This is a genomic window from Kaistella solincola (assembly GCF_000812875.1).
In the GTDB taxonomy this organism is placed as follows: Bacteria; Bacteroidota; Bacteroidia; order Flavobacteriales; family Weeksellaceae; genus Kaistella; species Kaistella solincola.
Map to the genome: position 1 here is coordinate 605,956 of NZ_JSYK01000002.1, position 23,645 is coordinate 629,600.

21 protein-coding genes are annotated in these 23,645 nt (G+C 39.9%); 5 read left to right on the top strand and 16 right to left on the bottom strand.

Annotated elements, in window-relative coordinates:
- Window position 1 precedes the first annotated feature (1 nt).
- Window positions 2-376, top strand: coding sequence for a hypothetical protein (locus OA84_RS03835; protein ID WP_039342469.1), 375 nt, complete (start codon window positions 2-4; stop codon window positions 374-376).
- A gap of 3 nt (window positions 377-379) precedes the next feature.
- Here OA84_RS03835 and OA84_RS03840 read toward each other — a convergent pair whose 3' ends face one another.
- The 16 genes from OA84_RS03840 to mraZ form a co-directional block, all read right to left on the bottom strand.
- Window positions 380-1,897, bottom strand: a complete 1,518-nt coding sequence (locus OA84_RS03840; protein WP_039342471.1) for a GH3 auxin-responsive promoter family protein — start codon at window positions 1,895-1,897, stop codon at window positions 380-382.
- 104 nt (window positions 1,898-2,001) lie between these two features.
- Complete coding sequence (locus OA84_RS03845; RefSeq protein ID WP_039342474.1) at window positions 2,002-2,412, bottom strand: BrxA/BrxB family bacilliredoxin; 411 nt, start codon at window positions 2,410-2,412, stop codon at window positions 2,002-2,004.
- 240 nt (window positions 2,413-2,652) lie between these two features.
- Window positions 2,653-3,099: a GatB/YqeY domain-containing protein gene (locus OA84_RS03850; protein ID WP_039342477.1), complete on the bottom strand. Its 447-nt coding sequence runs from the start codon at window positions 3,097-3,099 to the stop codon at window positions 2,653-2,655.
- An 11-nt stretch (window positions 3,100-3,110) separates the two neighbouring features.
- Entirely contained in the window at window positions 3,111-4,919 is a 1,809-nt protein-coding gene (gene ftsZ, locus OA84_RS03855) for a cell division protein FtsZ (RefSeq protein WP_039342767.1), read from the bottom strand.
- A gap of 16 nt (window positions 4,920-4,935) precedes the next feature.
- Window positions 4,936-6,309, bottom strand: coding sequence for a cell division protein FtsA (gene ftsA, locus OA84_RS03860; protein WP_039342479.1), 1,374 nt, complete (start codon window positions 6,307-6,309; stop codon window positions 4,936-4,938).
- Window positions 6,310-6,339: 30 nt separating this feature from the next.
- Window positions 6,340-7,302, bottom strand: coding sequence for a cell division protein FtsQ/DivIB (locus tag OA84_RS03865; RefSeq protein ID WP_039342481.1), 963 nt, complete (start codon window positions 7,300-7,302; stop codon window positions 6,340-6,342).
- Window positions 7,299-8,660 carry a UDP-N-acetylmuramate--L-alanine ligase gene (murC, locus tag OA84_RS03870; protein ID WP_039342484.1) on the bottom strand — a complete coding sequence of 454 codons (1,362 nt, stop codon included), beginning with the start codon at window positions 8,658-8,660 and terminating at the stop codon, window positions 7,299-7,301. The genes OA84_RS03865 and murC overlap by 4 nt, the downstream gene beginning before the upstream one ends.
- Window positions 8,657-9,775: an undecaprenyldiphospho-muramoylpentapeptide beta-N-acetylglucosaminyltransferase gene (gene murG, locus OA84_RS03875; RefSeq protein ID WP_039342486.1), complete on the bottom strand. Its 1,119-nt coding sequence runs from the start codon at window positions 9,773-9,775 to the stop codon at window positions 8,657-8,659. The genes murC and murG overlap by 4 nt, the downstream gene beginning before the upstream one ends.
- Before the next feature lie 3 nt (window positions 9,776-9,778).
- Window positions 9,779-11,002, bottom strand: coding sequence for an FtsW/RodA/SpoVE family cell cycle protein (locus OA84_RS03880; protein ID WP_039342489.1), 1,224 nt, complete (start codon window positions 11,000-11,002; stop codon window positions 9,779-9,781).
- Window positions 11,003-11,004: 2 nt separating this feature from the next.
- Window positions 11,005-12,351, bottom strand: a complete 1,347-nt coding sequence (gene murD / locus OA84_RS03885; RefSeq protein ID WP_039342492.1) for a UDP-N-acetylmuramoyl-L-alanine--D-glutamate ligase — start codon at window positions 12,349-12,351, stop codon at window positions 11,005-11,007.
- Window positions 12,352-12,356: 5 nt separating this feature from the next.
- Complete coding sequence (gene mraY, locus OA84_RS03890; protein WP_039342495.1) at window positions 12,357-13,598, bottom strand: phospho-N-acetylmuramoyl-pentapeptide-transferase; 1,242 nt, start codon at window positions 13,596-13,598, stop codon at window positions 12,357-12,359.
- Window positions 13,599-13,623: 25 nt separating this feature from the next.
- Complete coding sequence (locus OA84_RS03895) at window positions 13,624-15,084, bottom strand: UDP-N-acetylmuramoyl-L-alanyl-D-glutamate--2,6-diaminopimelate ligase (protein WP_039342498.1); 1,461 nt, start codon at window positions 15,082-15,084, stop codon at window positions 13,624-13,626.
- Window positions 15,085-15,099: 15 nt separating this feature from the next.
- Window positions 15,100-17,091 carry a penicillin-binding transpeptidase domain-containing protein gene (locus OA84_RS03900; RefSeq protein ID WP_039342500.1) on the bottom strand — a complete coding sequence of 664 codons (1,992 nt, stop codon included), beginning with the start codon at window positions 17,089-17,091 and terminating at the stop codon, window positions 15,100-15,102.
- Window positions 17,075-17,440 carry an FtsL-like putative cell division protein gene (locus OA84_RS03905; protein WP_039342503.1) on the bottom strand — a complete coding sequence of 122 codons (366 nt, stop codon included), beginning with the start codon at window positions 17,438-17,440 and terminating at the stop codon, window positions 17,075-17,077. Before OA84_RS03905 ends, OA84_RS03900 begins: the two co-directional genes overlap by 17 nt.
- A gap of 29 nt (window positions 17,441-17,469) precedes the next feature.
- Window positions 17,470-18,363 carry a 16S rRNA (cytosine(1402)-N(4))-methyltransferase RsmH gene (gene rsmH / locus OA84_RS03910; protein ID WP_039342506.1) on the bottom strand — a complete coding sequence of 298 codons (894 nt, stop codon included), beginning with the start codon at window positions 18,361-18,363 and terminating at the stop codon, window positions 17,470-17,472.
- A gap of 36 nt (window positions 18,364-18,399) precedes the next feature.
- Window positions 18,400-18,870: a division/cell wall cluster transcriptional repressor MraZ gene (mraZ, locus tag OA84_RS03915; protein ID WP_039342509.1), complete on the bottom strand. Its 471-nt coding sequence runs from the start codon at window positions 18,868-18,870 to the stop codon at window positions 18,400-18,402.
- 244 nt (window positions 18,871-19,114) lie between these two features.
- Between mraZ and OA84_RS03920 the strand changes: the two genes are divergently transcribed.
- The 4 genes from OA84_RS03920 to OA84_RS03935 all read left to right on the top strand — a co-directional run bounded on the left by OA84_RS03920 (window position 19,115) and on the right by OA84_RS03935 (window position 23,288).
- The gene (locus OA84_RS03920) at window positions 19,115-19,879 is read left to right on the top strand and encodes an alpha/beta fold hydrolase (protein ID WP_039342512.1); all 765 of its coding nucleotides are present in this window, start codon (window positions 19,115-19,117) and stop codon (window positions 19,877-19,879) included.
- Window positions 19,880-19,932: 53 nt separating this feature from the next.
- Window positions 19,933-20,556 (top strand): ribosome biogenesis GTP-binding protein YihA/YsxC, encoded by a 624-nt coding sequence (gene yihA / locus OA84_RS03925; RefSeq protein ID WP_039342514.1) that lies wholly within the window; start codon window positions 19,933-19,935, stop codon window positions 20,554-20,556.
- Window positions 20,557-20,570: 14 nt separating this feature from the next.
- Window positions 20,571-21,026, top strand: a complete 456-nt coding sequence (locus OA84_RS03930) for a GNAT family N-acetyltransferase (RefSeq protein WP_394332711.1) — start codon at window positions 20,571-20,573, stop codon at window positions 21,024-21,026.
- A gap of 123 nt (window positions 21,027-21,149) precedes the next feature.
- A complete protein-coding gene (locus OA84_RS03935; protein WP_039342516.1) occupies window positions 21,150-23,288 on the top strand; it encodes a S46 family peptidase in 2,139 nt (712 codons plus the stop codon).
- Window positions 23,289-23,645: the final 357 nt, after the last annotated feature.

Genomic DNA, 23,645 nt, shown 5'->3' on the forward strand with positions numbered 1-23,645 from the left:
AATGCCAAAAACGATATTTTTGCTCATTTTGCTCGTAATTTTTTCCTGCAATAAAGAAACTGCTGAAAAAACTACAATCAGCGCCGAAAATACCACAATACCACCCTACGACACAGTAGCTATTGATTCTTTTTCTGCCGGTGCAACATCGGTGGATATAGCACGGCAAATACGGATGTCTACCGTGAAATTTCAGGATTCTTTACAGCAGGTTAAAATTAAAGCCGAAGAAGAGCAGCTATTGAAAAAAGCTAAAGAAGAAAAGCAGAAGTTGGAAAAAGCCGAAACGGAAAAAAATGCCGCTGAAGCAGCCAAAAAATCAAAATCTGAAGAGACAAAAGCTTCTGTGCCGGAAGTAAAAACCGAAAAAGCATAGTAATTACGCTTCGTTCATCTGAATGAGCGGCTCGATATATTCGCGGTCGTTGCTGAGACGCGGAACTTTATTCTGTCCACCCAATTTTCCGCGCTGCGACATCCAATTGTAAAAAAGCTGAGGTTTTGCGACATGAATAATCGGTTTTTTCAACGTCATATCATTGTATCTTTTCGCCTCGTAATCGGAGTTCACGGACTTCAGATGATTGTCGAAAATTTCACCAAAATGCTCGATATTTTCCGGTTTCCGCTGAAATTCCAAAACCCATTCGTGCGCTCCGCTTTCGCCATTTTGCATAAAAACCGGCGCGCCGGTGAAGTCGAGAATTGAAGCATCTGTTGCTTCGCAAGCTTTTGTCAGCGCCGTTTCCACGTTATCAATCATCAACTCTTCGCCAAAAGCATTGATATAATGTTTTGTACGGCCGGAAACTTTAATTCTGAAAGGCTCAAGCGAGGTAAAACGTACAGTGTCACCAATTAAATAGCGCCATAATCCGCTGTTGGTGGTGATGACCATCGCGTAGTTTTTGCCGATTTCCACTTCTTCCAGCGGAATTGCGTGGAGATTTTTTTCATCGAAAGTTTCCATTGGAATAAATTCATAGAAAATCCCGTAATCCAGCATCAGCAACATTTCATCGCTGCCGTGCTGATCCTGAATGGCGAAAAATCCTTCGGATGCGTTATAGATTTCGTAGTAATTAATTTCTTTGCCAATCACCTGACGGTATTGGTCACGATATGGTTTGAAACTGATGCCGCCGTGGAAAAAAACCTCCAGATTCGGCCATAAATCCGAAATCGTTTTGTGTCCGGTTTCGGCTAAAGTTCGCTGTAACAAGACCAACATCCAACTTGGAACGCCGGTTAAACTGCCGACATCTTCACTTTTAACTTCGGAAATGATGGCTTTCAATTTACTTTCCCATTCGGACATCAACGAAACTTTTTTGCTCGGTGTTGTGGTTATTTCTACCCAAAACGGCAAATTATCAATTAAAATCGCGGAAAGATCGCCAAACTTGGTATTGAAATCTTCATAAAAATCTGCGCTGCCGCCGAGACGTAAATTTTTATTGGTAAACAGTTGGTTGTCGGGATGATTATTCGCATAAATGGAAATTAAATCTTTACCGGCTTTCATGTGGCAAAGTTCCAGACTTTCATCGGTAATCGGAATGAATTTACTTTTAGCATTTGTAGTTCCGGAAGATTTAGCAAAATTCTTTACCAAACCCGGCCAGAAAACATCACGCTGGCCTTGGCGCGCGCGTTCGATATACGGCTCGAAATCTTCATACGTAACGATCGGAATATTCCGGCGAAAATCTTCGTAGCTTGAAATGGAGCTGAAGCCGTGAATTTTACCGTAATCGGTATTTTCAGCATGGTAAAGCTGGGAAAAAAGCACGCCTTTTTGAGTTTCAACCGGGTGATCCATAAAATTCTGGATCTGGTCTATACGCTGACGGATAAACCAATTGACGACCGTATTGAAAAGTGCTTTTGTTGCCATAAAGACAAATATAATATATTTTGTCTAAAGGAGCTCCATCAATTTTTTACAAAAAAATTCCGTGCAAAAAGCACGGAATTTCAGGTTTTACCTAAAGTTTTAGTTTAGCAATATTCAGCGTAAGCGCCCTGTAGATTTGCAGCAATTGCGCCTGCAGGATTACCTTCAATGTGGTGTCTTTCCAGCATGTGCACCAACTCGCCATCTTTGAAAAGCGCGATACATGGTGAACTTGGTGGAAAAGGTGCCAAATGTTTTCGTGCAGCGTCAACTGCTTCTTTATCTACACCTGCAAATACGGTGATTAAGTTATCTGGTTTTTTGTCGCCTGTCAAAGAAAAAACAGCTCCTGGTCTCGCAGCACCTGCCGCACAACCACAAACGGAATTGATCATCAACAAAGTTGTTCCTTCTTTTTTGATGGCTTCATTTACTTCTTCAGCTGAAGTTAAGTCCTGGAAACCTTTATCGGTTAGCTCATGCTTCATTGGCATTACTAAATCATCTGGATACATATCTATAAAATTTATAAGTTAAAATATTGAGTACAAAATTAATTCTTTTTAATCAATCACCCGCTATTTATAATCCATCAAAACAATACCAATAATCTATTGCGACTTTTGGGCGGAGTTTCTGGTCGGTTTTGGCAAATTAGAAAAATTAGGCTAAAATACAGGTAAAAAACCCGGCACATAAAATGCGCCGGGTCTCAATCAAATCGATATGCAAAGGTTGAATATCCGTACTAATACTTAGGAAAGTAATTTTTTAGCCATTTCGGAGATGCTTTTTCCGTCGCTTTTTCCGGCAAGCGATTTACTCGCCACGCCCATTACTTTTCCTAAATCTTTGGCGCTTGTGGCGCCAGTTTGTGCGATGATTTCTTTCATCGCGCTTTCCAGTTCTTCAGCAGATAATTGCTGAGGTAAAAATTTCTCGATGACTTTGGACTGCGCTTCTTCAACTTCCGCCAGGTCATTTCTCCCCTGTGCCGTAAACTGGTCGAAAGAATCTTTACGCTGCTTAATCATTCGCTGTAAAATTGCGGTTTCCTGCTCTTCCGAAACTTCAGCACCTTTAGCTTCGGTTTTTAAAAGAAGAATTTGAGATTTTACCGCGCGAAGAGCATCCAAAGCAATTTTGTCTTTAGCGCGCATCGCGTCTTTTATCGCTTCGCTGATAGTGTTTTCTAAACTCATGATTTTACTTATTAATCTACGTCTTTATTTAAAAAACGGTTTTCGCGAACCTGCATTTTTCCGTTGCTGTCAGCTAAAAAATTGTTGATTTTCTGCTCAGAAGCATTTTCCTGGCCGATAGAAATATTTTTTCTGCGGAATGCTGGTACAGTTTCGAACTCATTTTCAACTTCCATATTCTGGTAACGAGAATTGAATTCTTTTAATTTATTACGTCTTTCCTGAACTTTTTCGTTGGTTGGAGTTTTTGTGATGAAGGTGAAATCGCTTTCAGCCTCGAAGACATTATTTTCCTCAATTTGCGGTTCTGCAGGAATTACCGTTGGTTTCGCAGGTTCATCTTTAATAACAGCTTTTGGTTCCGGTTTTTCATAAACAGGTTCCTGAACCGGCTCATTGATTACAAAACTGAATTCTTCCACCGGTTTGGTTGGAATTTGTGAAGCGGGGATTTCCGCTTTTTTTTCTTCAGTTTCAAAAGTAAAAGCACGTGAAACTGGTTCATCAATTTGCTCCTCGGTGATGGTAAACAAATCGAATTCATTATTTACGTTATTCTGAGGCGTTTCAGAATCGTCCTTCGGAATTGGAAAACGGTTAATTTCAGTTGGAGTTTCTCTTTCAATTACCATTTTTTTTTCCACCGTATTCACTTTAAAATCAGTGCGCGGATAATCATCTTCGTCGTCCAGAATAAATAAATTACCTGCTGAAAGGTGATCTTTTTTCAAATCGGTTTCTTCATCAGGTTGAAAAAAAGACTCCTTTTTGCTCGAAGAATCTCTCGAGTCAGAAAGTGTTAACTTCACTTTTTCGGTCACGCCGGAGTGTTTTTTATGATCTTTCGCAAAACCTGTAGCAATAACCAAAACGCTTACAGAATCGCCCAATTCTTCATCGGTACCAACCCCGAAAATAATATCAGCAGTGTTTCCGGCTTCGTCCTGGATATGATCCATAATAACTCCGATTTCGTCCATGGTAACTTCTTCAGAACCACTTCGGATAAGAAGCAAGACGTTTTTAGCGCCGGTGATTTTGTTGTCATTCAATAACGGAGAATCAAGCGCTTTTTTTACCGCTTCTTCGGCCTTATTTTCGCCGGATGCAACACCGTTGGACATTAATGCCGTACCGGAATTTGCCAAAACAGATTTCGCATCACGGAAGTCAATATTTACATCGAAATAGCCGGTAATAACTTCAGCCATGCCTTTCGCAGCATTTGTCAGAACCTCATCGGCTTTAGAAAAACCGGATTTAAAGCCTAAATTTCCGAACTGCTGACGTAATTTATCATTATTAATGACAATCAGTGAATCCACATTATTTCTTAGTTTATCCAAACCAAGTTCCGCCTGCTCTAATCTTCTTTTACCTTCAAAACTGAAAGGTACGGTAACAATTCCTACGGTAAGGATGCCCATATCTTTGGCAACTTTTGCAATTACCGGCGCAGCTCCGGTTCCGGTTCCACCGCCCATTCCGGCAGTAATGAAAACCATTTTGGTATTTTGTCCCATTGCAGCTTTGATGTCTTCAATGCTTTCAATTGCAGCTTTTTCGCCAACTTCAGGATCGGCGCCCGCGCCCAAACCTTCGGTGATGGTGATTCCCAACTGAACTTTGTTGGCAACCGGGTTATTATCTAATGTCTGTGAATCGGTATTGCAAATCACGAAATCTACACCGTGAATGCCGCGCTCGTACATGTGTTTCAGCGCGTTGTTACCGCCGCCACCGACGCCTATTACTTTAATGATTGAAGAATTTCCTTTTGGTAAATCAAATGAAAATCCTGTCGTGCTTATGTTTTCCATAGTATTGGTTTTTTTATTATTCAACTTCTTCAAAGAATTTCTTTACACTTTCCATAATTTTCTGGCCGATGGTCAGTTTGTTGCGTCTTTTTTCGGCGCTGTGCGCGATGTGTTCTTCACGCGTCATTACTTCCTGCTGCTCGGTGTTTTCAACTGCAACCGGTGTTTCGTTTTTCGGCGCTGTTTCGGCATTTTTTTCTTCAACAGGATGTGGTGCACCTTTTTTATCGCGAATTTTAAGACTTTCCATCAGCAAACCGATAGAAGTTGCGAATTCCGGCCCTTTTAAAAGCTGGCTTTTGTCATTCACCACATATTCATTTGCAAAACCGATTCTGCTATCAAAACCTGTGGTGTAATTTGCCAATTGCCGAAGGTGACGAAGATTTGAACCACCACCAGTCAATACGATTCCGGCGATCAATTTTTTCTTCTGTTCGAAAGCGCCGTAAGCTTTAAGTTCAGTGTTCACCATTTCCAGGATTTCTTCAACACGCGCGTTTACGATTTGCGCCAAAGTTTTTAAAGAAATTTCTTTGTCCGGTCTGCCGTGTAATCCTGGAATGGTTACAAAAGTGCTGTCTTTTTCAAGTTCGGGAACTGCAGAACCGAAATTTACCTTGAGCTTTTCAGCATGTTTTTCAATGATTGAACAACCTTCTTTGATATCTTCGGTAATAATGCCGCCACCGTAAGGAATTACACAGGTGTGGCGAATAATATTGTCTTTAAAAATCGCGATATCTGTAGTACCACCACCGATATCAACAATCGCCACACCGGCTTCTTTTTCTTCTTTGGTTAAAACCGCTTCAGACGAGGCTAAAGGTTCCAGCGTTAAAGCTTCCATTACTAAACCTGCTTCGCGAACACATCTTGCAATGTTTCGGATGCTGCCCATTTGGCCTACAACTACGTGGAAGTTGGCTTCCAGACGCGTTCCGTGCATACCAACAGGTTCCTGAATTTCACCTTGTGAATCTACCTTATATTCTTGCGGAAGAACGTGAATAATTTCTTCACCCGGTAACATTACCAACTGTTTTACCTGATCTTTTAATTTCTCGATGTCGTCATCCGTGATGTATTGGTCCGGATTTTCGCGCATGATGTAGTCGGAGTGCTGCAGCGATCTGATGTGTTTGCCCGCAATACCTACCGTAACTTTGTGGATGGGAACTTCGGCGCTGGACTGGGCTTGTGCTACTGCAGACTTGATAGACTGTATGGTTTGCGAAATATTATTCACAATACCTTTGTGCACACCCAAACTTTTTGCGGTTCCAACGCCGAGGACTTCGATTTTTCCGTGGGCGTTTCGTCGGCCGACAATGGCCACAATCTTTGTGGTACCGATGTCTAAGCCTACTGAATACTCGTGATTTTCCATTTTATGTCGATTTGATTTTTAACATTTTCTTTACTCCACCTTAACCGTGGCTTTGCGCTTTGTCTCAGTTTTTTCCGGCGTTATAGCGACTTTTTTTTCTGATTTAGCCTCTGCCACTGTATTTTTTACCGGCTTTTTAGCCGTTTTTTTCGTATTTGCCGAACTTGCAGAAACACTGCTTTTCTTTTCAGCCTTTTCTTTTCTCTCCGCTATAACCGGCAATTTTGCCAATTCTTTTTTTCCTACGGAAATAATGCTGTCGTTTTCCTCGAATGATGGGTTTAAAGTCGTAACGATTTGATTATCATATTTTAAAGATACTTTCGTATACTTTTCCGGCGACTGATAAATCAGATATTTATTTACAAAAGCTTTAAAACCTTTTACTTTCAAGTCGATATTTTCCAGATCACCTATTTCAACTTTAAAATTTCCTTCGCTGGTTAAAAGGTTATAATCGTTTTTGGTTTTTGAAACACCGATGAAATATTTCCTGCTGAAATCATCTTTATTTATTTTATTGATGAGTTCTGCAAGCTGCACATATTCCGCCTTTTTCACATTTCCTGTTACAAGCATACACGGAAACGAATAGTTTTTCGAAATCGGAAATTCTACGCCTTTTTCATCAACATAGAAATCTTCACCATTTTTAGTCAACCGGAAAGCAGGCACGCGCTGTTTGATATTTAAATTCAGATTTCCGTTAAGGTTTAGATAGACATTCGCGCTGTCCACACCCGGAAGATTGTTGAGTTTCTTTTCAAGTTCCGGAATATTAATATCTCCCACTTTCTTCGTTGGATTCGATTTTTTTACGAGCTCTTTTACCTCTTTTTCGTCAATAAAATAAACCGGTTCTTTGGTTTCCGTCATCTTCACCGAAACCTTTTCCATCGGTTTTTCATTGAATCTTTTCAACGAGAAACTCAACAGAAATCCGAAAGTGATTACTGTGACTAAAATTTTTAATATTCTGAATTTCTTTTTCATTCGTTCTCAGAAAGCCATTCTACAATTCCGTCGTACAAAGTGTCGATATTTCCGGCACCAACCGTCAGCAAAACGTCAAAATCCTTTTCTTTTATTTTATCAAAAGCGTCCGTTAGGGTAGAAACTTCTTTATTTTTAAGTTCTATTTTTTCCGATAACCAGTCGGAAGTTATTCCGTCGAAACTTTCCGGAAGTTCACGCGCCGGATAAATATCAAGCAAAATAAGTTGATCTGCTTTAGCCAAACTTTCCGCAAAACCATCAGCAAAATCTCGCGTTCTGCTGAAAAGATGGGGCTGAAAAACCACCAATAATTTTTTTTCAGGATAAAAGGTTTTTATTGAGCCAATTACCGCATTAAGTTCAGTTGGATGATGCGCATAATCATCGATATAAATTTTCCCGCTTGTGAACTGATGTTTGGTGTAACGTCTTTTAATTCCTTTAAAACTGGCAATTCCAGATTTTAAAGTTTCGAAATCCACACCGAAAGAATTTAATAAAGCTATTGCGGCTGTGGCATTTTCAACATTATGAATTCCCGGAATTTCCCATAAAAAGCCCGGAATTTTTTTCTCACCATGGTGAAAATCAAAGGAAATTTTATCGCCCTTTTCCTGGATATTATCCGAATAAAAATCTGCTACTTCATTTACAGCGTAGGTTTTCGCGTCACGACCGATGTCTATTCCTTTTCTTACAAAAAGCTGCTGTTCGGACGGAACTAAATCTGCGAAATCCTGAAATCCTTTTTGGATTGTCGCATTGTCACCATAAATATCGAGATGATCAGCATCGGTTGAGGTTATTACCGCCCAATCCGGTGAAAGGGTGAGAAAACTTCTGTCATATTCATCAGCTTCAACCACTGAAATTTCATCGCCGTTGAAGAAAAAATTCGATTTAAAATTTTCGGCAATTCCGCCTAAAAAACATGAAAATGGCAAATTTGCTTCTTTGCAAAGATGCGCAACCAAAGATGAAGTCGTGGTTTTTCCGTGCGTTCCGGCAATTGCAATGCTTTTGGTTTTTTCGGTAATCATGCCGAGAACTTTCGCTCTTTTTAAAATATCAAAATTTTGGGCGTTAAAATGGCTTAAAATTTCTAATTTCTTAATTGCAGGCGTGAAAATCACCAACGTATTTTCCAGTGTTAAACCGTTGATTTTTTCATTAATTACATCTTCAAAAACAATATCAATTCCTTCAGACTGCAGCGCTTCCGTCAGTTTTGTCGGCATCTTGTCGTAACCGAGCACTTTTTTTCCCGACGCATTGAAATAGCGCGCTAAAGCGCTCATCCCGATGCCGCCGATCCCAACGAAGTAGAAATTCTGATATGTGGTTAACGGTTTCATAATGATTTGATATCTAATATAGAGAAGATTTCGCCCACAATTTCTTCTGTAGCATCTGGTTTTGCGAAAAATTTCAGGTTATCAGACATTTCTTTTCTCAAGTTTTCATCTTCGCAGATTTCCACCAAAGTCTTCCAGAACTTTTCTGTCATTTCCGAATCTTTTACCATTTTAGCGGCATTTTTTTCAACCAAAGTCTGGGCATTTTTGGTTTGATGATCTTCTGCAGCAAACGGAAACGGCACCAAAAGCAAAGGTTTTTGCGCCATCGCCAATTCTGAAATTGCAATTGCGCCGGCGCGCGATACAATAACGTCTGCCGCCGAATAAGCAAGCGCCATATCTGAAATAAATTCTTTTAATAAAATTTGGTCCCTAAAAGAGGAAATTTTTTCGTTTTGGCTCAAATTACTAAAATCGAGTTTTCCGGTTTGCCAGATAAGCTGGTAACCGTTTTCTATCACTTTACCGAGGTTTTCCTGCCAGCCATTATTTAAAGTTCTTGAACCTAAAGAACCACCAACCGAAAGTATCGTCAGTTTTTCGGGGTTTAAACCGAGTTTTTTCTTGGCTTGCGAAGTTTCTTCCAAATCGGTAATGATATTTTTCCGGACGGGATTTCCGAAAAAAAAGGTCTTTGAATGCGGAAAAAAATGATTCATCGCCGGATAAGCCGTGAAAACCGCTTTTGCTTTTCTTCCCAGAAAAATATTGGTTTTTCCGGGCAAGGAATTCTGTTCCTGAACAAAAATCGGAATATCCGAAGTTGCCGCCATATAAAGCGCCGGCCCACTGGCAAAGCCGCCAGTTCCGATAGCAAAATCGGGCTTGAATTCTTTAATGGTTTTACGCGCTTTTGCTAAACTCGAAATCAGTTTATAAGGTAATTTGAAATTATTCAGAAGATTTCCGCGGTCGAATCCAGCGATATTTAAACCGACGATTTTAAAACCGGCTTGCGGAACTTTTTCCATTTCCATTTTGCCTTCGGCACCGATGAACAGAAATTCTGCTGTCGGAAACCGTTTCTGGATTTCCTGCGCAAGGGCAATGGCCGGGAAGATATGTCCTCCGGTTCCGCCCCCGCTCATTAGAATTTTAAGTATTTTGCTCATCGGTTATGCGATATCATTTATTTCTTCAATACTTTGTTTTTTGCCCATTCCTTCTTCATCATAAACCTGGATTCTGGAACTTACATTGAGGATAATTCCGAGTTGAATATAAGTCACCAACATTGAGGTTCCACCGTAGCTGATTAAGGGCAAAGGTTGTCCCGTCACAGGAATTAAATTAATAGCAACCGCAATATTCACTGCAAGCTGCACGAATATCATTGTGCCGAGACTCAGCACAAGTAAACTTCCGAAAAAAGCCGGCATTTTGCTGGCAATCATCACAATTCGGATAATCATTATTAAATACAGCGCGATTAAAAACGTGGCGCCAATAAAACCATATTCTTCCACAATAATTGCGAAAATAAAATCCGAAGCAGACTGCGGAAGCATTTGTTTCAAAGCACTTTTCCCAGGTCCCATTCCGGCGATGCCGCCGTGAACGATCGCGGCTTTTGCCTGCATAATCTGGTAATTTTTTGCTTTATCAGCTTCATCCTCAATCTGATTATCTTTTTTCGTAAAGGTTTCCACACGGCTCATCCACGTGTGTACACGGTTGTTTCCGATTAAATCGGTTTTTAAAGCTAAGAACATGAAAATTCCAATCACCACTGAAGATAATCCAACGAAACCAAAAATATATTTACGGTCCAGCTGGCCAACCAACATTACGATCATCGAAACCATTAAAATCATTAAAGCCGTGGAACCGTTATCTTTTGCTACAAGACCAAAAACCAGCAAAACAGGCCCGAAAACGTAGAATATATTTTCGATCGGGAGGCGCTGTCTTTTTATTTTTTTGGTTAAATATCTGCAGAGATAAATTACCAACATCAGATAGGCAAACGACGAAGGCTGAAAGGAAATCGGAGTGCCCGGAATTTTTAACCAACGCGAAGCTGAAGCTCCGTCAATTGTCTGCCCCGAAACCATAGTCAGTAGAAGCAAAACCACTGTTAATGCTAACAAAATACTGCTGAGCTTGCCGATATATTCGTATTTTACAACACCCACAAACCGCATAATCACGAGACCAAGCACGACGAAGAAAGTGTGCTTGATGAGGTGCGAAGTGGTAGTTCCGCTGTTTACAATATATTCCAAATTAGAACTTGCGGAATAGACGGGAAATATGGAGAAGAACGAAATCAGTAAGATGACGCTCCACAGCACTTTATCGCCTTTCAGCAGTTCGAATTTGTTATCGCTGTCCTGCATTTTTAGTTGAGGATTTTTTCATTATTTTTTAAAACTTCGCTTTTAAACTGATTTCCGCGATCTTCGTAATTATCAAAAAGATCGAAACTCGCGCAGCAAGGTGATAAAAGTACAGTGTCACCTTCTATCGCCAAAGATTTTGAAACTTTTATCGCTTCCTGCATGCTGGAAGTGCTGTAAATCAAATCTTTTTTATCCTTGAAAAAGTCGATAATTTTCTGGTTATCAATTCCTAAGCACACAATTGCTTTTACTTTTCTTTTCACCAAATCTTCAATTTCGGTGTAATCATTTCCTTTGTCCACGCCGCCAACAATCCAAACGGTGGGTTGATTCATACTTTCGAGCGCGAAATATGACGCATTTACGTTCGTTGCCTTGCTGTCATTAATGAAAGTCACGCCGTTGATTTTCGCAACCTGCTCCAAACGGTGTTCAACCGCCTGGAATGTCATTAAAGAATTCCGTATACTTTCATTGCTGATATGCAGGATTTTACTAGCAATTGAAGCTGCGAGGCTGTTTGCAATATTGTGATTTCCAACCAAGGCGAGTTCCGCGATTTTCATTGAAAATTCTTCCTCTATTTTCACCACAATTTTGTCTTTATTTATAAAGCCTCCCTCCGGAAGTTTTTCGTGAGTTGAAAACGGAATTTTGGTTGCATTAATGGCCAATTTTTCCAAAATTTTCATGCTCATTTCGTCATCTTTATTGTAGATGAAAAAATTATCATTCTCCTGGTTTTCCGCGATGCGGAACTTTGCAAGCGCGTACTCGTCGTAGTTGTAATTATACTGGTCCAGATGGTCTTTGCTTAAATTCAATAAAAGCGAGATAAAAGGCCGAAAATTTTGAATGTCATCAAGCTGAAAGGAACTTACTTCCAGAACGTAATAGTCGAAGTTTTCATCAGCAACCTGGCGCGCAAAACTTTTTCCGATGTTTCCAGCCAATCCAACTTTTAAATCGTCGTTTTTCAGGATGTGATAAATAAGCGATGTTGTCGTGGTTTTTCCGTTACTTCCGGTTATTGCAATGATTTTCGCTGTGGTAAATTCTGCTGCAAATTCAATTTCAGATGATAATCGAATTCCTTTCTGGTTGATTTTATAAATAATTTCAGCCTTTTTCGGAATTCCGGGCGATTTTATAACCCAATCTGCTTTTAAAATCCGTGCTTCATCGTGTTTACCTTCTTCAAACTCAATTTCAGCATCGATAAGCTGTTTTTTGTATTCATCTTTAATCACACCTTTATCCGAAAGAAAAACATTCAAGCCTTTCTTCTTTGCCAAATATGCTGCGCCTACACCACTTTCCCCGCCACCTAAAACAACTATTTTCATTTTTTTTATCTGACTTTAAGAGTAATTAAACATATAATCGCGAACAAAACCCCGATAATCACCATGCGGTTCACGATTTTGCTTTCGTGATAACCTTCTTTCTGATAATGATGATGAAGCGGCGACATTTTAAACAGTCTGTTATTTTGTGCGTATTCTAAGCCGTATTTTCTTTTTCGATATTTAAAAACCGCAACCTGCAGCATGACTGACAGGTTTTCAATTAAGAATATTCCGCATAAAACCGGGATCAAAAGTTCCTTTCGTAAAATAATGGCAAGAACTGCGATAACGCCGCCGAGCATTAAACTTCCGGTATCGCCCATAAAAACCTGCGCCGGGTAGGTATTGTACCAAAAAAATCCGATAACTGCCCCGACAAGTGCCAGCGTGAAAATAGTAGTTTCACCCATATTTGGGAGGAACATGATGTTCAGATAATCTGCGAAAATAATATTCCCCGATAAATACGCAAAAAAGGCGAGTGTCAGCAGAATGACGACGCTGGTTCCGGCCGCAAGCCCGTCAATTCCGTCGGTAATATTGGCGCCATTCGAAACGGCGGTTACGATGAAAATTACAATCGGGATAAAAACAATCCAAGCCCATTCCTGCGCGTCTTCCGGTGTCATCCAGAACAGAAGTCCGCTGTAATCGAATTCGTTATTTTTCACAAACGGAACGGTAGAAAATGTGGATTTTTCAGTTTTCATAAAGTTTGCTTCCACGTTATTGCGGTTTACTTCTTTTGCGTCAGCATATTTCCGCTGCACTGTAATATCTTGGTGAAAGTACATGGTAACACCGACAATCAGCCCTAAACCGACCTGTCCGATTACTTTAAACTTTCCGCTTAAACCGTCCTTGTTTTTCTTTATTTTCTTCAGATAATCATCAATAAAACCAATTGCGCCCATCCAAACCACAGAAACGATGAGTAAAATGATGTAGATATTTAAAATTTTAGTGAAGAGCAAAACCGGAATCAGCGTGGCAAAAATGATGATTAAGCCTCCCATCGTCGGAGTACCTTCTTTTTGCTTTTGTCCGTCTAAACCTAAATCGCGCACGAGTTCGCCCATCTGTTTTTTTCGGAGGTAATTGATGATTTTTTTACCAAAAACCAATGCAATAATCAACGATAATAGTACCGACATCCCCGCCCGGAACGAGATGAATTTAAACATACCCATTCCCGGAACGTGAATTCCGTGAGCGGTAAGATATTCGAATAGGTAATATAACATGGTTTATAATTTTCTCTTCAATAATTTACTTTGACATCAGTCTTGCCAGTTCCAAAATGGTTTCCTGATCATCAAAATGGTGTTTTACTCCGTTTATTTCCTGATAAGTTTCGTGACCTTTCCCGGCAACTACCACAATATCTTTTGGTTCGGCAAATTTGATGGCCATTTTTATCGCTTCGCGACGGTCCGGGATTGAAGTGTATTTGCTGAAAAACTGCGGCTCTACACCAGCTTCAATTTCTTTGATGATTTCCGCAGGATCTTCGGTTCTCGGATTGTCCGAAGTGATAATTGCCAGCGTAGATTTTTTGGTTGCTATTTTGCCCATTTTTGGCCTTTTAGCTACATCGCGGTCGCCGCCACACCCGAAAACGGTGATGAGTCTTTCGTTTTTTGTACGGATTTCATTGATTGAATCCAGAATATTTTCCAAAGCATCGGGCGTATGAGCGTAATCCACGACGAAGAAAATTCCGCCTTCGGATTTAAAAGTTTCAAACCGGCCTTTTACGCGCGTCAGTTGCGAAATAGCCGGTAAAATATCATCCGCATGAAAACCGCATTCAACTGCCACAGCGTATGCAAGCAATAAATTGTACGCGTTGAATTTTCCAGTTAAAGTTGTCCAGAATTCCTTTCCGTTAAAATTCAGCAGCATTCCGTTAAAATCGACTTCGGTGATTTTTCCGTGGAAATCTGCCATCGATTTCATAGCAAAAGTTTTCTTTTCAGCTTTCGTATTTTGAAGCATCACCAACCCGTTTTTGTCATCAACATTGGTAATTGCAATAGCTTCGGAACTTAATTCATCAAAAAATCTTTTTTTGGTTTTAATGTATTCGTCGAAAGTTTTATGATAATCGAGATGATCGTGGGAAATGTTTGTAAATCCTGCAATTTTGAAATTTAAACCTTCGGTTCGGTATTGATGAATGCCGTGCGAAGAAACTTCCATGAAAGCATATTCACAACCTTCATACACCGCTTGTGACAAAATCTGGTTTAAGCGGATAATGTCAGGCGTGGTGTGTGTGGACGGAATTATTTCTTCATCGATGCGATATTCCACCGTGGAAATTAAGGCGCTTTTAAAGCCCAGAATTTTAAAAATATCGAAAAGCAGAGTAGTGGTAGAAGTTTTTCCGTTGGTTCCGGTAATAGCGATGAGGTTAAGTTTTGCTGAAGGATTTCCGTAAAAATTTGCCGCTAAAAGGCCTAAAATTTTCGCAGAATTTTTAACTGAAATATAGGTGACGCTGTCTTTTAAATTTTCTGGTAGAACTTGGCAGACAATAGCTTTTGCACCATTTTCGATTGCAGCATTAATGAAATCATGACCGTCAGAAACCGTTCCTTTAACCGCCACGTACATCGAGTTTTCCACTGCTTTTCGGCTGTCGAATGTTAAATCTGAAATATTCAGGTCCTTAGCACCGAAAATTTCTAGATGGGGAACTCTGTTTAAAACTTCTTCTAATTTCATATTAATTCACAGAAATTAATTCTGCAGTGTGAGGTAAATTTTTTGATTTTTATTGATGATGGTTCCTTCCAGCGGAAACTGTTCCTTGATTTTTCCAACACCCTGATAATCCACACGATAACCTTGGTTTTCGAGTTGTGGAATAATATTTTTGCCGATCAAGCCGGTAACATTAGGCATGGTGTTGCTTTTTCCCGCAAGTTTTACGGCTGGTTTAAACATCTTGCTGAGGTCCACTTTTTTGTCCACCAACATTTCCTGCTCGATATTTTGCGGCGTTTTCAGGAAGGTTTTCCCTGCAATTTCTTTAAACACCGGCGCTGCAACAGTAGAGCCGTAAAAACCTTTTGAAGTATCGGGCTCGCTGACCATAACATAGCACGTATATTTCGGATTGTCGGACGGATAAAACCCTGCGAACGACGCTCTGTATTTCATTTTGCCAGGCAACCAATATTCAAATCTTGCGGTTCCGGTTTTTCCGGCCATTTTTAAATTGGGAGTGAAAATACTTTTTGCAGTCCCTTTTTCTACCGCTTTAGTAAGGGCGCTTGTCATCATTTCAATGGCATCTTTGGACGCCATTTTATTTACCATTACTTTGGGTTTCGCTTCATACAGTGTACGACCGTCTTTTAGAATTTTCTCTATAAAAAGAGGTTCTACCATTTTGCCCTTATTTGCAATTCCGTTATAAAAGGTGGTGAGTTGCAGTAAGTTAATATTAGTTGCATAGCCGAAAGAAATTGAAGCCAGTGCTCCGGGGCTCCACCTTTTACTCTTCGGAGTTATAATTCTTGGCTTTGTAATACCAGGAAGTTCAATATCCATCTTATCGAACAATTTCCATTTTCTCAAGTGATCTAAAAATACCTCTGGATTACTGCCGTAATACTGAGTAATGAGTTTGGCGGTGCCCACGTTGCTGGATTTTGCCAGGACATCTGAAATTTCATAAGTTCCGCCACCGTGACCATCTGATATTCTTTGTTTCGCATAAGTCCAAACCCCGTTTCCGACATTTACAGTTGTATTTTCATCAATAAAACCATCATCCATCGCCGCCAGTAATGATATGGTCTTAAAAGTCGAGCCTGGTTCAATATTGTCTTTAATAGCGTAATTATAAGCATCAACATAAATTTCGGGTTCAGTACGGCGAAGGTTTACCATTGCTTTTACCTTTCCCGTAGAGACCTCCATCACGATCACAGAACCGTGCTCAGCATCAAATTTTATTAATTGTTTTTCTAAAGCGGAATGCGCAATGTCCTGAATACGGATATCGATGGTGGTGTAAACGTCCTGTCCGTCTACAGGTTCTTTAACTTTCCAGTAATCAATAGGTTTCCATTGGCTGGAATTTACGCGCTGTTCAAGCCGGGTCCCGTCCGTTCCGGTAAGATATTTTGAAAAAGCGCCTTCCAGACCCGATTTTGCTGCGCCGTTGTCCATACCGATGGTTCCGGCACCGATTTGCGTGGTCGCTAGTTCACGCTTATATTTTCGGTCAACGATAAATCCGCCACGGTTTTTACCTTTTTTAAATATGGGAAATTTGCGGATGCGATCATAATCATCGAAATCCAAGCCTTTTACCAACGCATAGTATTGGTTTTGTGCGGCTTTTTGCTGATCGAAACGATCGCGGAAATAGCTTCTCGGTTTTCCGAACATCTTGGAAAGAGAATCGGTTAAAGCGCCGATGTTATTTGAATAAACGGTGTCTTTAATGATTTTAAAATCAAGATAAACATCATAACGCATCACGGTGGTTGCTAAAATTGAACCGTCTGAAGCGAACAAATTTCCGCGTGCAGCCTGAAGCGTCGCTTCGCGGTAATTATTATTGATGTAATCATCTTTAATTTCCTGAACATTTGAATTCTGTAAAATCAGGATTCTGGCGAGAAAAACGACAAACAAAACGAAGGCAAACCCTGTAAAAAGGTAGCCCCAACGCAACGTTTTCGAACGTTTTTTTTCATATTCATTTTGCACCGCCATCTAAACTGTCTAGTTTTATCAATATTTTATGTGGATGATTTTCTAAGGACAAAAGCGAGTCCTGCACCATTTCTTTTCCTAATTCGGATTCTAGTTTTACTTTTATTAACCGGCTTTGCGCATATGCGTTTCGGGATTTATATTCTTCGGTTTGTTCTTTTAACGCATTTACCTGCTCGATTTTTTGGCTTACCAGGTGATTGCTGTAAATCATGATCATCAGCAAGACGAAAACAACGGCAAAATAGCGGTAATGGATTTTTACCTCGTCGCGGTTCAGAAAATTTCCTTTCACAATGTCTATGAAAGTCAGTTTTTTCTGTGGGCGATATGTTGGTTTTTTTGCCATTTAAAAATTCCGGGTTATTTCGTGCTTTTTTACAGTTTTATACCTGTTCTTAGTTTCGCGCTTCTGGCGCGCGAGTTTTCATCAATTTCTTCACTGCTCGGAATGGTCGCTTTAGTTTGAAGCAATTCAAAGGTTTTCGCAAAATTTCCATAAATATCGCGTTCAGGTTCTCCTTCGAACATTCCGTTTTTCAAAAATCTTTTTACCAATCGGTCTTCTAATGAATGATAAGAAATCACCACCAAACGGCCGCCCGGTTTCAAAATGCGGTGTGCCTGCAAAAGCATTTCTTTTAAAGCCTCCAATTCCTGATTGACTTCAATCCGGATTGCCTGAAAAATCTGCGCGTACACTTTATTTTGTTTGAATTGCGGAATATAACTGAACACTTTTTTCAGCTCTTCCGTCGTTTCAATGGGTTTATTTTTTCTCGCTTGAACAATTTCGCGCGCTAATTTCCGCGATTCGCGGATTTCACCATACTGAAAAAGGATATTCGCGATATCGTCTTCTTCATATTCATTAATGATTTTCTTGGCGTCTAAAAGCTGCATTACATTCATCCGCATATCCAGCGGCGCATCGCTACGGGTGGAAAATCCACGGTCGGCTTCATCAAACTGATGAGAAGAAACACCCAAATCTGCCAAAACACCGTCCACCTGCGTAACTCCGTAGATAAATAGCGCATTTTCCAGAAACCGGAAATTTTGGTTGATCAGCGTAAAACGTTCATCTTCGATGGTGTTTTTCAGCGCGTCCAAATCCTGGTCGAAACTGTAGAGTTTCCCTTTTTCCGAAAGCCTGCTGAGAATTTCGCGGGAATGACCACCGCCGCCGAAAGTACAATCCACGTAGATACCATCGGGATTTGTTACCAAATCATCGACACTTTTTTTTAGCAAAACAGGATTGTGATACATTATATTCAGGTTAAATTCTCTTGATTTCCTTAGAAATTACAGCGCTTCATCATCAAAGCTCAGGTTTCCCATCACTTCTTCGGCAAGTTTTGCGAAATTTTCCTCGGAGGTTGCGATAACATTTTCGTAGGCTTCTTTGTCCCAAATTTCTAAAAGCTCGCCAGCACTCGTAATTACGATTTCTTTTTTCAGATGAGCGAACTGTGTTAAATCTTTAGAAATTTGGAGGCGCCCTGCATTGTCCAGTTCTACCACTTTTACACCTGCGGTAAACTGGCGGATGAAGTCGGCATTTTTCTTTATAAACCGGTTGAGACCGGTAAGTTTTTTCATCAGCCGATCCCAAACTGTCATTGGATAAACCTCCAGACATGGCTGAAACACAGCACGTTTGATGACAAAGCAACCATCATCGAAATCTCCCATTTGCTTTACCAGCGCGGCAGGGAGTTTTAGGCGACCTTTGTCGTCTATTCTACATTCATATGTTCCGATGAAATTCTTCATTTGGGACAAATTTATATAAAAATTTCTAAAAGCTCCCACTTTTACCCACTTTTTGACTTAATGTTAATAAGTTTCCATTTTCGTGTTAAAACGCTGATTAAAAAGGAGTTATTCAAACCATAAAAATTACCCGTTTTAGCGGCATATTTTTGATAAAAAAAATCTTAATTTTATTATTATAAAAAGGTAAATTATAATTTGGTGTTTAATTTGTATTTTTGCACACGCTCAATGCGTACACTCTATGATATTTAAAACAAAAAAAGAAAAAAAATTCGCTTTTATTGAAGCTGGTGAAGGTGAACCTATTATTCTGCTGCACGGATTAATGGGCGGTTTAAGCAATTTCGAAAAGACAGTAATGTTCTTTTCAGAGCGTGGTTACAAGGTTTTTGTTCCCGTGCTTCCGGTGTACGATTTGCCGGTGCTTAATACCAACTTAACCACAATAGCGAAATACGTTTCCAAGTTTATTGAAGAAAAAGTAGGGAAGCCGGCGGTAATTGTCGGAAATTCTATGGGTGGACATATTGGGCTGATCCTGACCTTAGCACGCCCGGATTTGGTGACGCACCTTGTGCTTACCGGAAGCTCCGGCCTTTACGAACGCGCTTTCGGAGACAGTTTCCCGCGGAAAAGCGATAAAAACTACATCAGAAAAAAAACCGAAGAAGTTTTCTACGACCCAATTGTCGCAACCGATGAATTGGTGGATGAGGTTTTTGCGGTGGTGAATGACCGTATGAAAGGTATTAAAACCGTGATGCTTGCACGAAGTGCTATTAAGCACAACATGCTGAATGATTTACCAAAAATCACCACACCGGTTTGCCTGATCTGGGGACGGCAGGATAATGTAACGCCGCCGGATGTTGCAATAGATATGAATAAATTTCTGCCAAATTCTGAACTCCACTGGATTGAAGAATGCGGGCACGCTGCAATGATGGAAAAGCCAGACGAGTTCAATGAAATATTGTACGAGTGGCTGGAGCGCAAGAAAATATAGTTTGATGGAAGTTCTGCTTCCATTTTTTATTTCAGTTAATTAAATTTCAGAACATGGTTATCAAGACAGCAGAATTCGTAAAAAGTAGCGGCAAATGGCAGGAATGTCCCGAACCGACTTTACCGGAATATGCATTTATCGGCCGCTCGAACGTTGGAAAATCTTCACTGATCAACGCGCTGATGAACCATAAAGATTTGGCAAAGACCTCCGGAACGCCGGGAAAAACGCAGCTTATCAATCATTTTATCATCAATGAAAAATGGTATTTGACCGATTTGCCGGGCTATGGTTACGCCAGAGTTTCTAAAACTTTGCGGAAAGATTTCGAAAATCTCATCATTAATTATATTTTGAACCGCAAAAATCTGGTGAACCTTTTCGTGCTCATCGATTCCCGACACACGCCACAAAAAATTGATATTGAATTTATTGAATATTGCGGCGAAAGTGGAATTCCGTTTTCTTTGGTTTTTACAAAAGCTGATAAATTGAAACCGAACGTGGTTCTTGCGAACGTGGAAAAATACAGACAGGAACTGCTGAAAACCTGGGAAGATCTGCCGGAAATTTATGTAACCTCGGCCGAGAAAAAGACCGGCGGCGACGAAATTCTGGCTTTCATTTCCCAAACCAATCAGTTTCTTCACGAAAATCATGTTAAATTCGATAATTAGCAGCTTAAAATTGTATGGAACTGAACGCAGCTGTTTGGCGCATAAAATCTTTCGACGAACTTTCCGCGACCGAACTGTATAAAATTTTACAGGTTAGAATTAATGTTTTTGTGGTGGAACAGAATTGTCCGTATCCGGAAACCGATGGTTATGATGAAAAAGCACTTCACCTTTGGGCAGAAAAAAACGGTGAAATTGCAGCATATTGCCGGGTTTTCGCACCCGGAATTAAATACGATTTCGCCTCGATCGGGCGCGTGCTGACCAATCAGAAATTTCGTGGGCAAAATTTTGGTAAAGGTTTAATGAAAATCGCTGTAGATATTATTGAAACGAAATTCGGAACAGCTAAGATTCAGATTTCAGCGCAGGATTATCTGCTAAATTTTTATGAAGAATTTGGTTTTCAATCCACCGGAAACTCTTATCTTGAAGACGATATTCCGCACACCGAAATGTTACGATCTTAGAAAAACGGAAAAATTTGCCGTTTCAACGCGGAAAAAATACAAACCGGAAACTGAAGTTTTCCGGTTTTTTTGATGCTTTGAAGTAAAAGTTATTTCTTAAATTAGCACATTAAATAATATTAAATGAAAAGAATTTTTTTACTGCTCACTTTTATGCTGAGCTTTCTGCAACTGAAAGCAGATGAGGGAATGTGGCTTTTGACCATGATTAAAAGATTGAACGGTGTAGACCTTCAAAAACAAGGATTAAAACTTACCGCAGAAGAAATATATTCTGTGAACAATTCCAGCTTAAAAGATGCTATTGTGCAGTTTGGCGGCGGGTGTACCGCAGAAATGGTTTCCAAGGAAGGTTTGCTTTTCACGAATCACCACTGTGGTTACGGAAATATCGCAGCACTTTCTACCCCGGAAAAGGACCATTTAACCAATGGTTTCTGGGCGATGAAAAGAAGTGAAGAACTTCCTGCTAAAGGTTTATCTGTACGGTTTTTGGTGAGAATGGACGATGTTTCCAAAAGAATCAACGCAAAACTGAACAACACCATGTCTGCAGATGAAAGAAAAAATATCATCGATGCAGAATACAAACTCATCCAGAACGAAAATTCTGAAAACGGAAAATATACCGTTGTAGTTCGGGATTTTTTCAACGGAAATGAATTTTACTATTTCGTTTACCAGGATTTTAAAGATGTAAGATTGGTTGGAACTCCGCCAAATTCTTTAGGTAAATTCGGTGGCGATACCGATAACTGGGAATGGCCAAGACATACCGTAGATTTCTCTGTCTTCCGTGTCTATGCTGATGCCAACAATAATCCAGCGGAATATTCGGCTACCAACGTGCCGATGAAACCAAAACATTCGCTTCCTATTTCATTGAAAGGTTACAAACCTGGTGATTTCACCATGATTCTTGGTTTCCCGGGAAGAACCAACCGTTTTTTACCATCTTTCGGTATTGAGCAAATGGTGAACAAAGATTATCCGGCTTGGGTAGAAGCTTCTAAAGTTGCCATGGATGTTATGAAAAAATACATGGACAAAGACCAGGCGACCAAATTAGACTACGCTTCACAATACGCAAGTGTGGCAAACTACTGGAAAAACAGACAGGGAACCATCGATGCTGTCGAGAAAAACGGAACAGTTGCTGACAAGCAAAAATTGGAAGCTAAATTCCAGGCTTGGGCACTTTTACCTGCTAATGAAGAAATGTACGGAACAGTTCTTCAGGACTTGAAAAACAATTACGCACAGTTTTCTAACAGAAATGTGGAGAGAAATTACGCGTCACAACTTCAGAGAAATGCCAAATACATCGGTATTGCCTATCAGTTAGGTTCATTATTGAAAACTTACGCAGATCAGGATGCAACGGCTCGTCTTTCGATGAAACCAAAAGTTGAAGATGCAATCAACAGACTTTACGACAAAATAAACGTAAAACTGGAAGGTGAAATGTTGAACTCCATGGTGGCGCTTTACCAGCAAAGAGTTACAAAAGGTGATTCTTCGCCAACGCTTTTAGCTGCAGATGCGAAAAACCTTTCTACAATGGCATACGCTTCTATTTTTGCAACGAAAGAGTCAGCGATGAATTTCCTAAACAATCCGGACAGACTGAAAATTGATGCAGATCCGCTATTGAAATTGGCTAACGGTTTTGTTAACGACCAGAAATTAGGTGCTGAAAAATATGCTAAAGTTGATGAAGCTTTCGCAAAAAATAACCGAATCTTCTTAGATGGTTTAAGAAAATCCCTTCCGGATCAAGCATTTTATCCGGACGCGAATTCTACAATGCGTTTAACTTACGGTTCTATCAGCACTTTGCCGGAAAGAGAAGACCGCAACTACGCGGGTATTTCTGAGAAAAATAACTACTATACCGACATCAACGGAATGGTGGCGAAATACAAAAAAGGTGATGAAGAATTCGATTTGCCACAGCGCTTTTTAGACTTGGTGAAAAAGAAAGATTTCGGCCAATATAAAGACAAAAAAGGATTTATGCCGGTAAACTTCCTGTCGGACAACGATATCACCGGAGGAAACTCAGGCTCACCGGTTCTTGATGGCGAAGGAAGATTGCTTGGTTTGGCTTTCGATGGAAACAGCGAAGCGTTAAGCGGGGATATTATCTTCGATCCGAAATTGCAGAAAACCATCAGTGTGGATGTGAGAATGGTGCTTTGGACCATTGAAAAATACGGAAACGCAGGTCACTTGATCAGTGAAATGGAATTGGTAAAATAACGAAAAGGTTTTCCTTTAAATAAGAAGACTGCTGAAATTTTTCAGCAGTTTTTTTGTGCTTAAAAGCGGAATTTTTAATAATGTTTAATTATTAATGAAAAATATAAAACCAAAAAATACCGTGCTTTAAGGGCAAATTTTTCTAGACTTTAAAACCAAAAAATCTGGCAATTTAACCCGGAATTTTAATATTTGAAGAGATGAATGTTGACTGGTTTTTGAAGTATTAAAATCGAAAAAATTACCTGCTTTAAAGCCGAATTTTTTCAATTTTAAAACTAATATTTCCAATGCAAAAATTGATTATTCGAAAACATTAAAACAAAAAAATATGCCGCTGAAACGGCATATATTTCA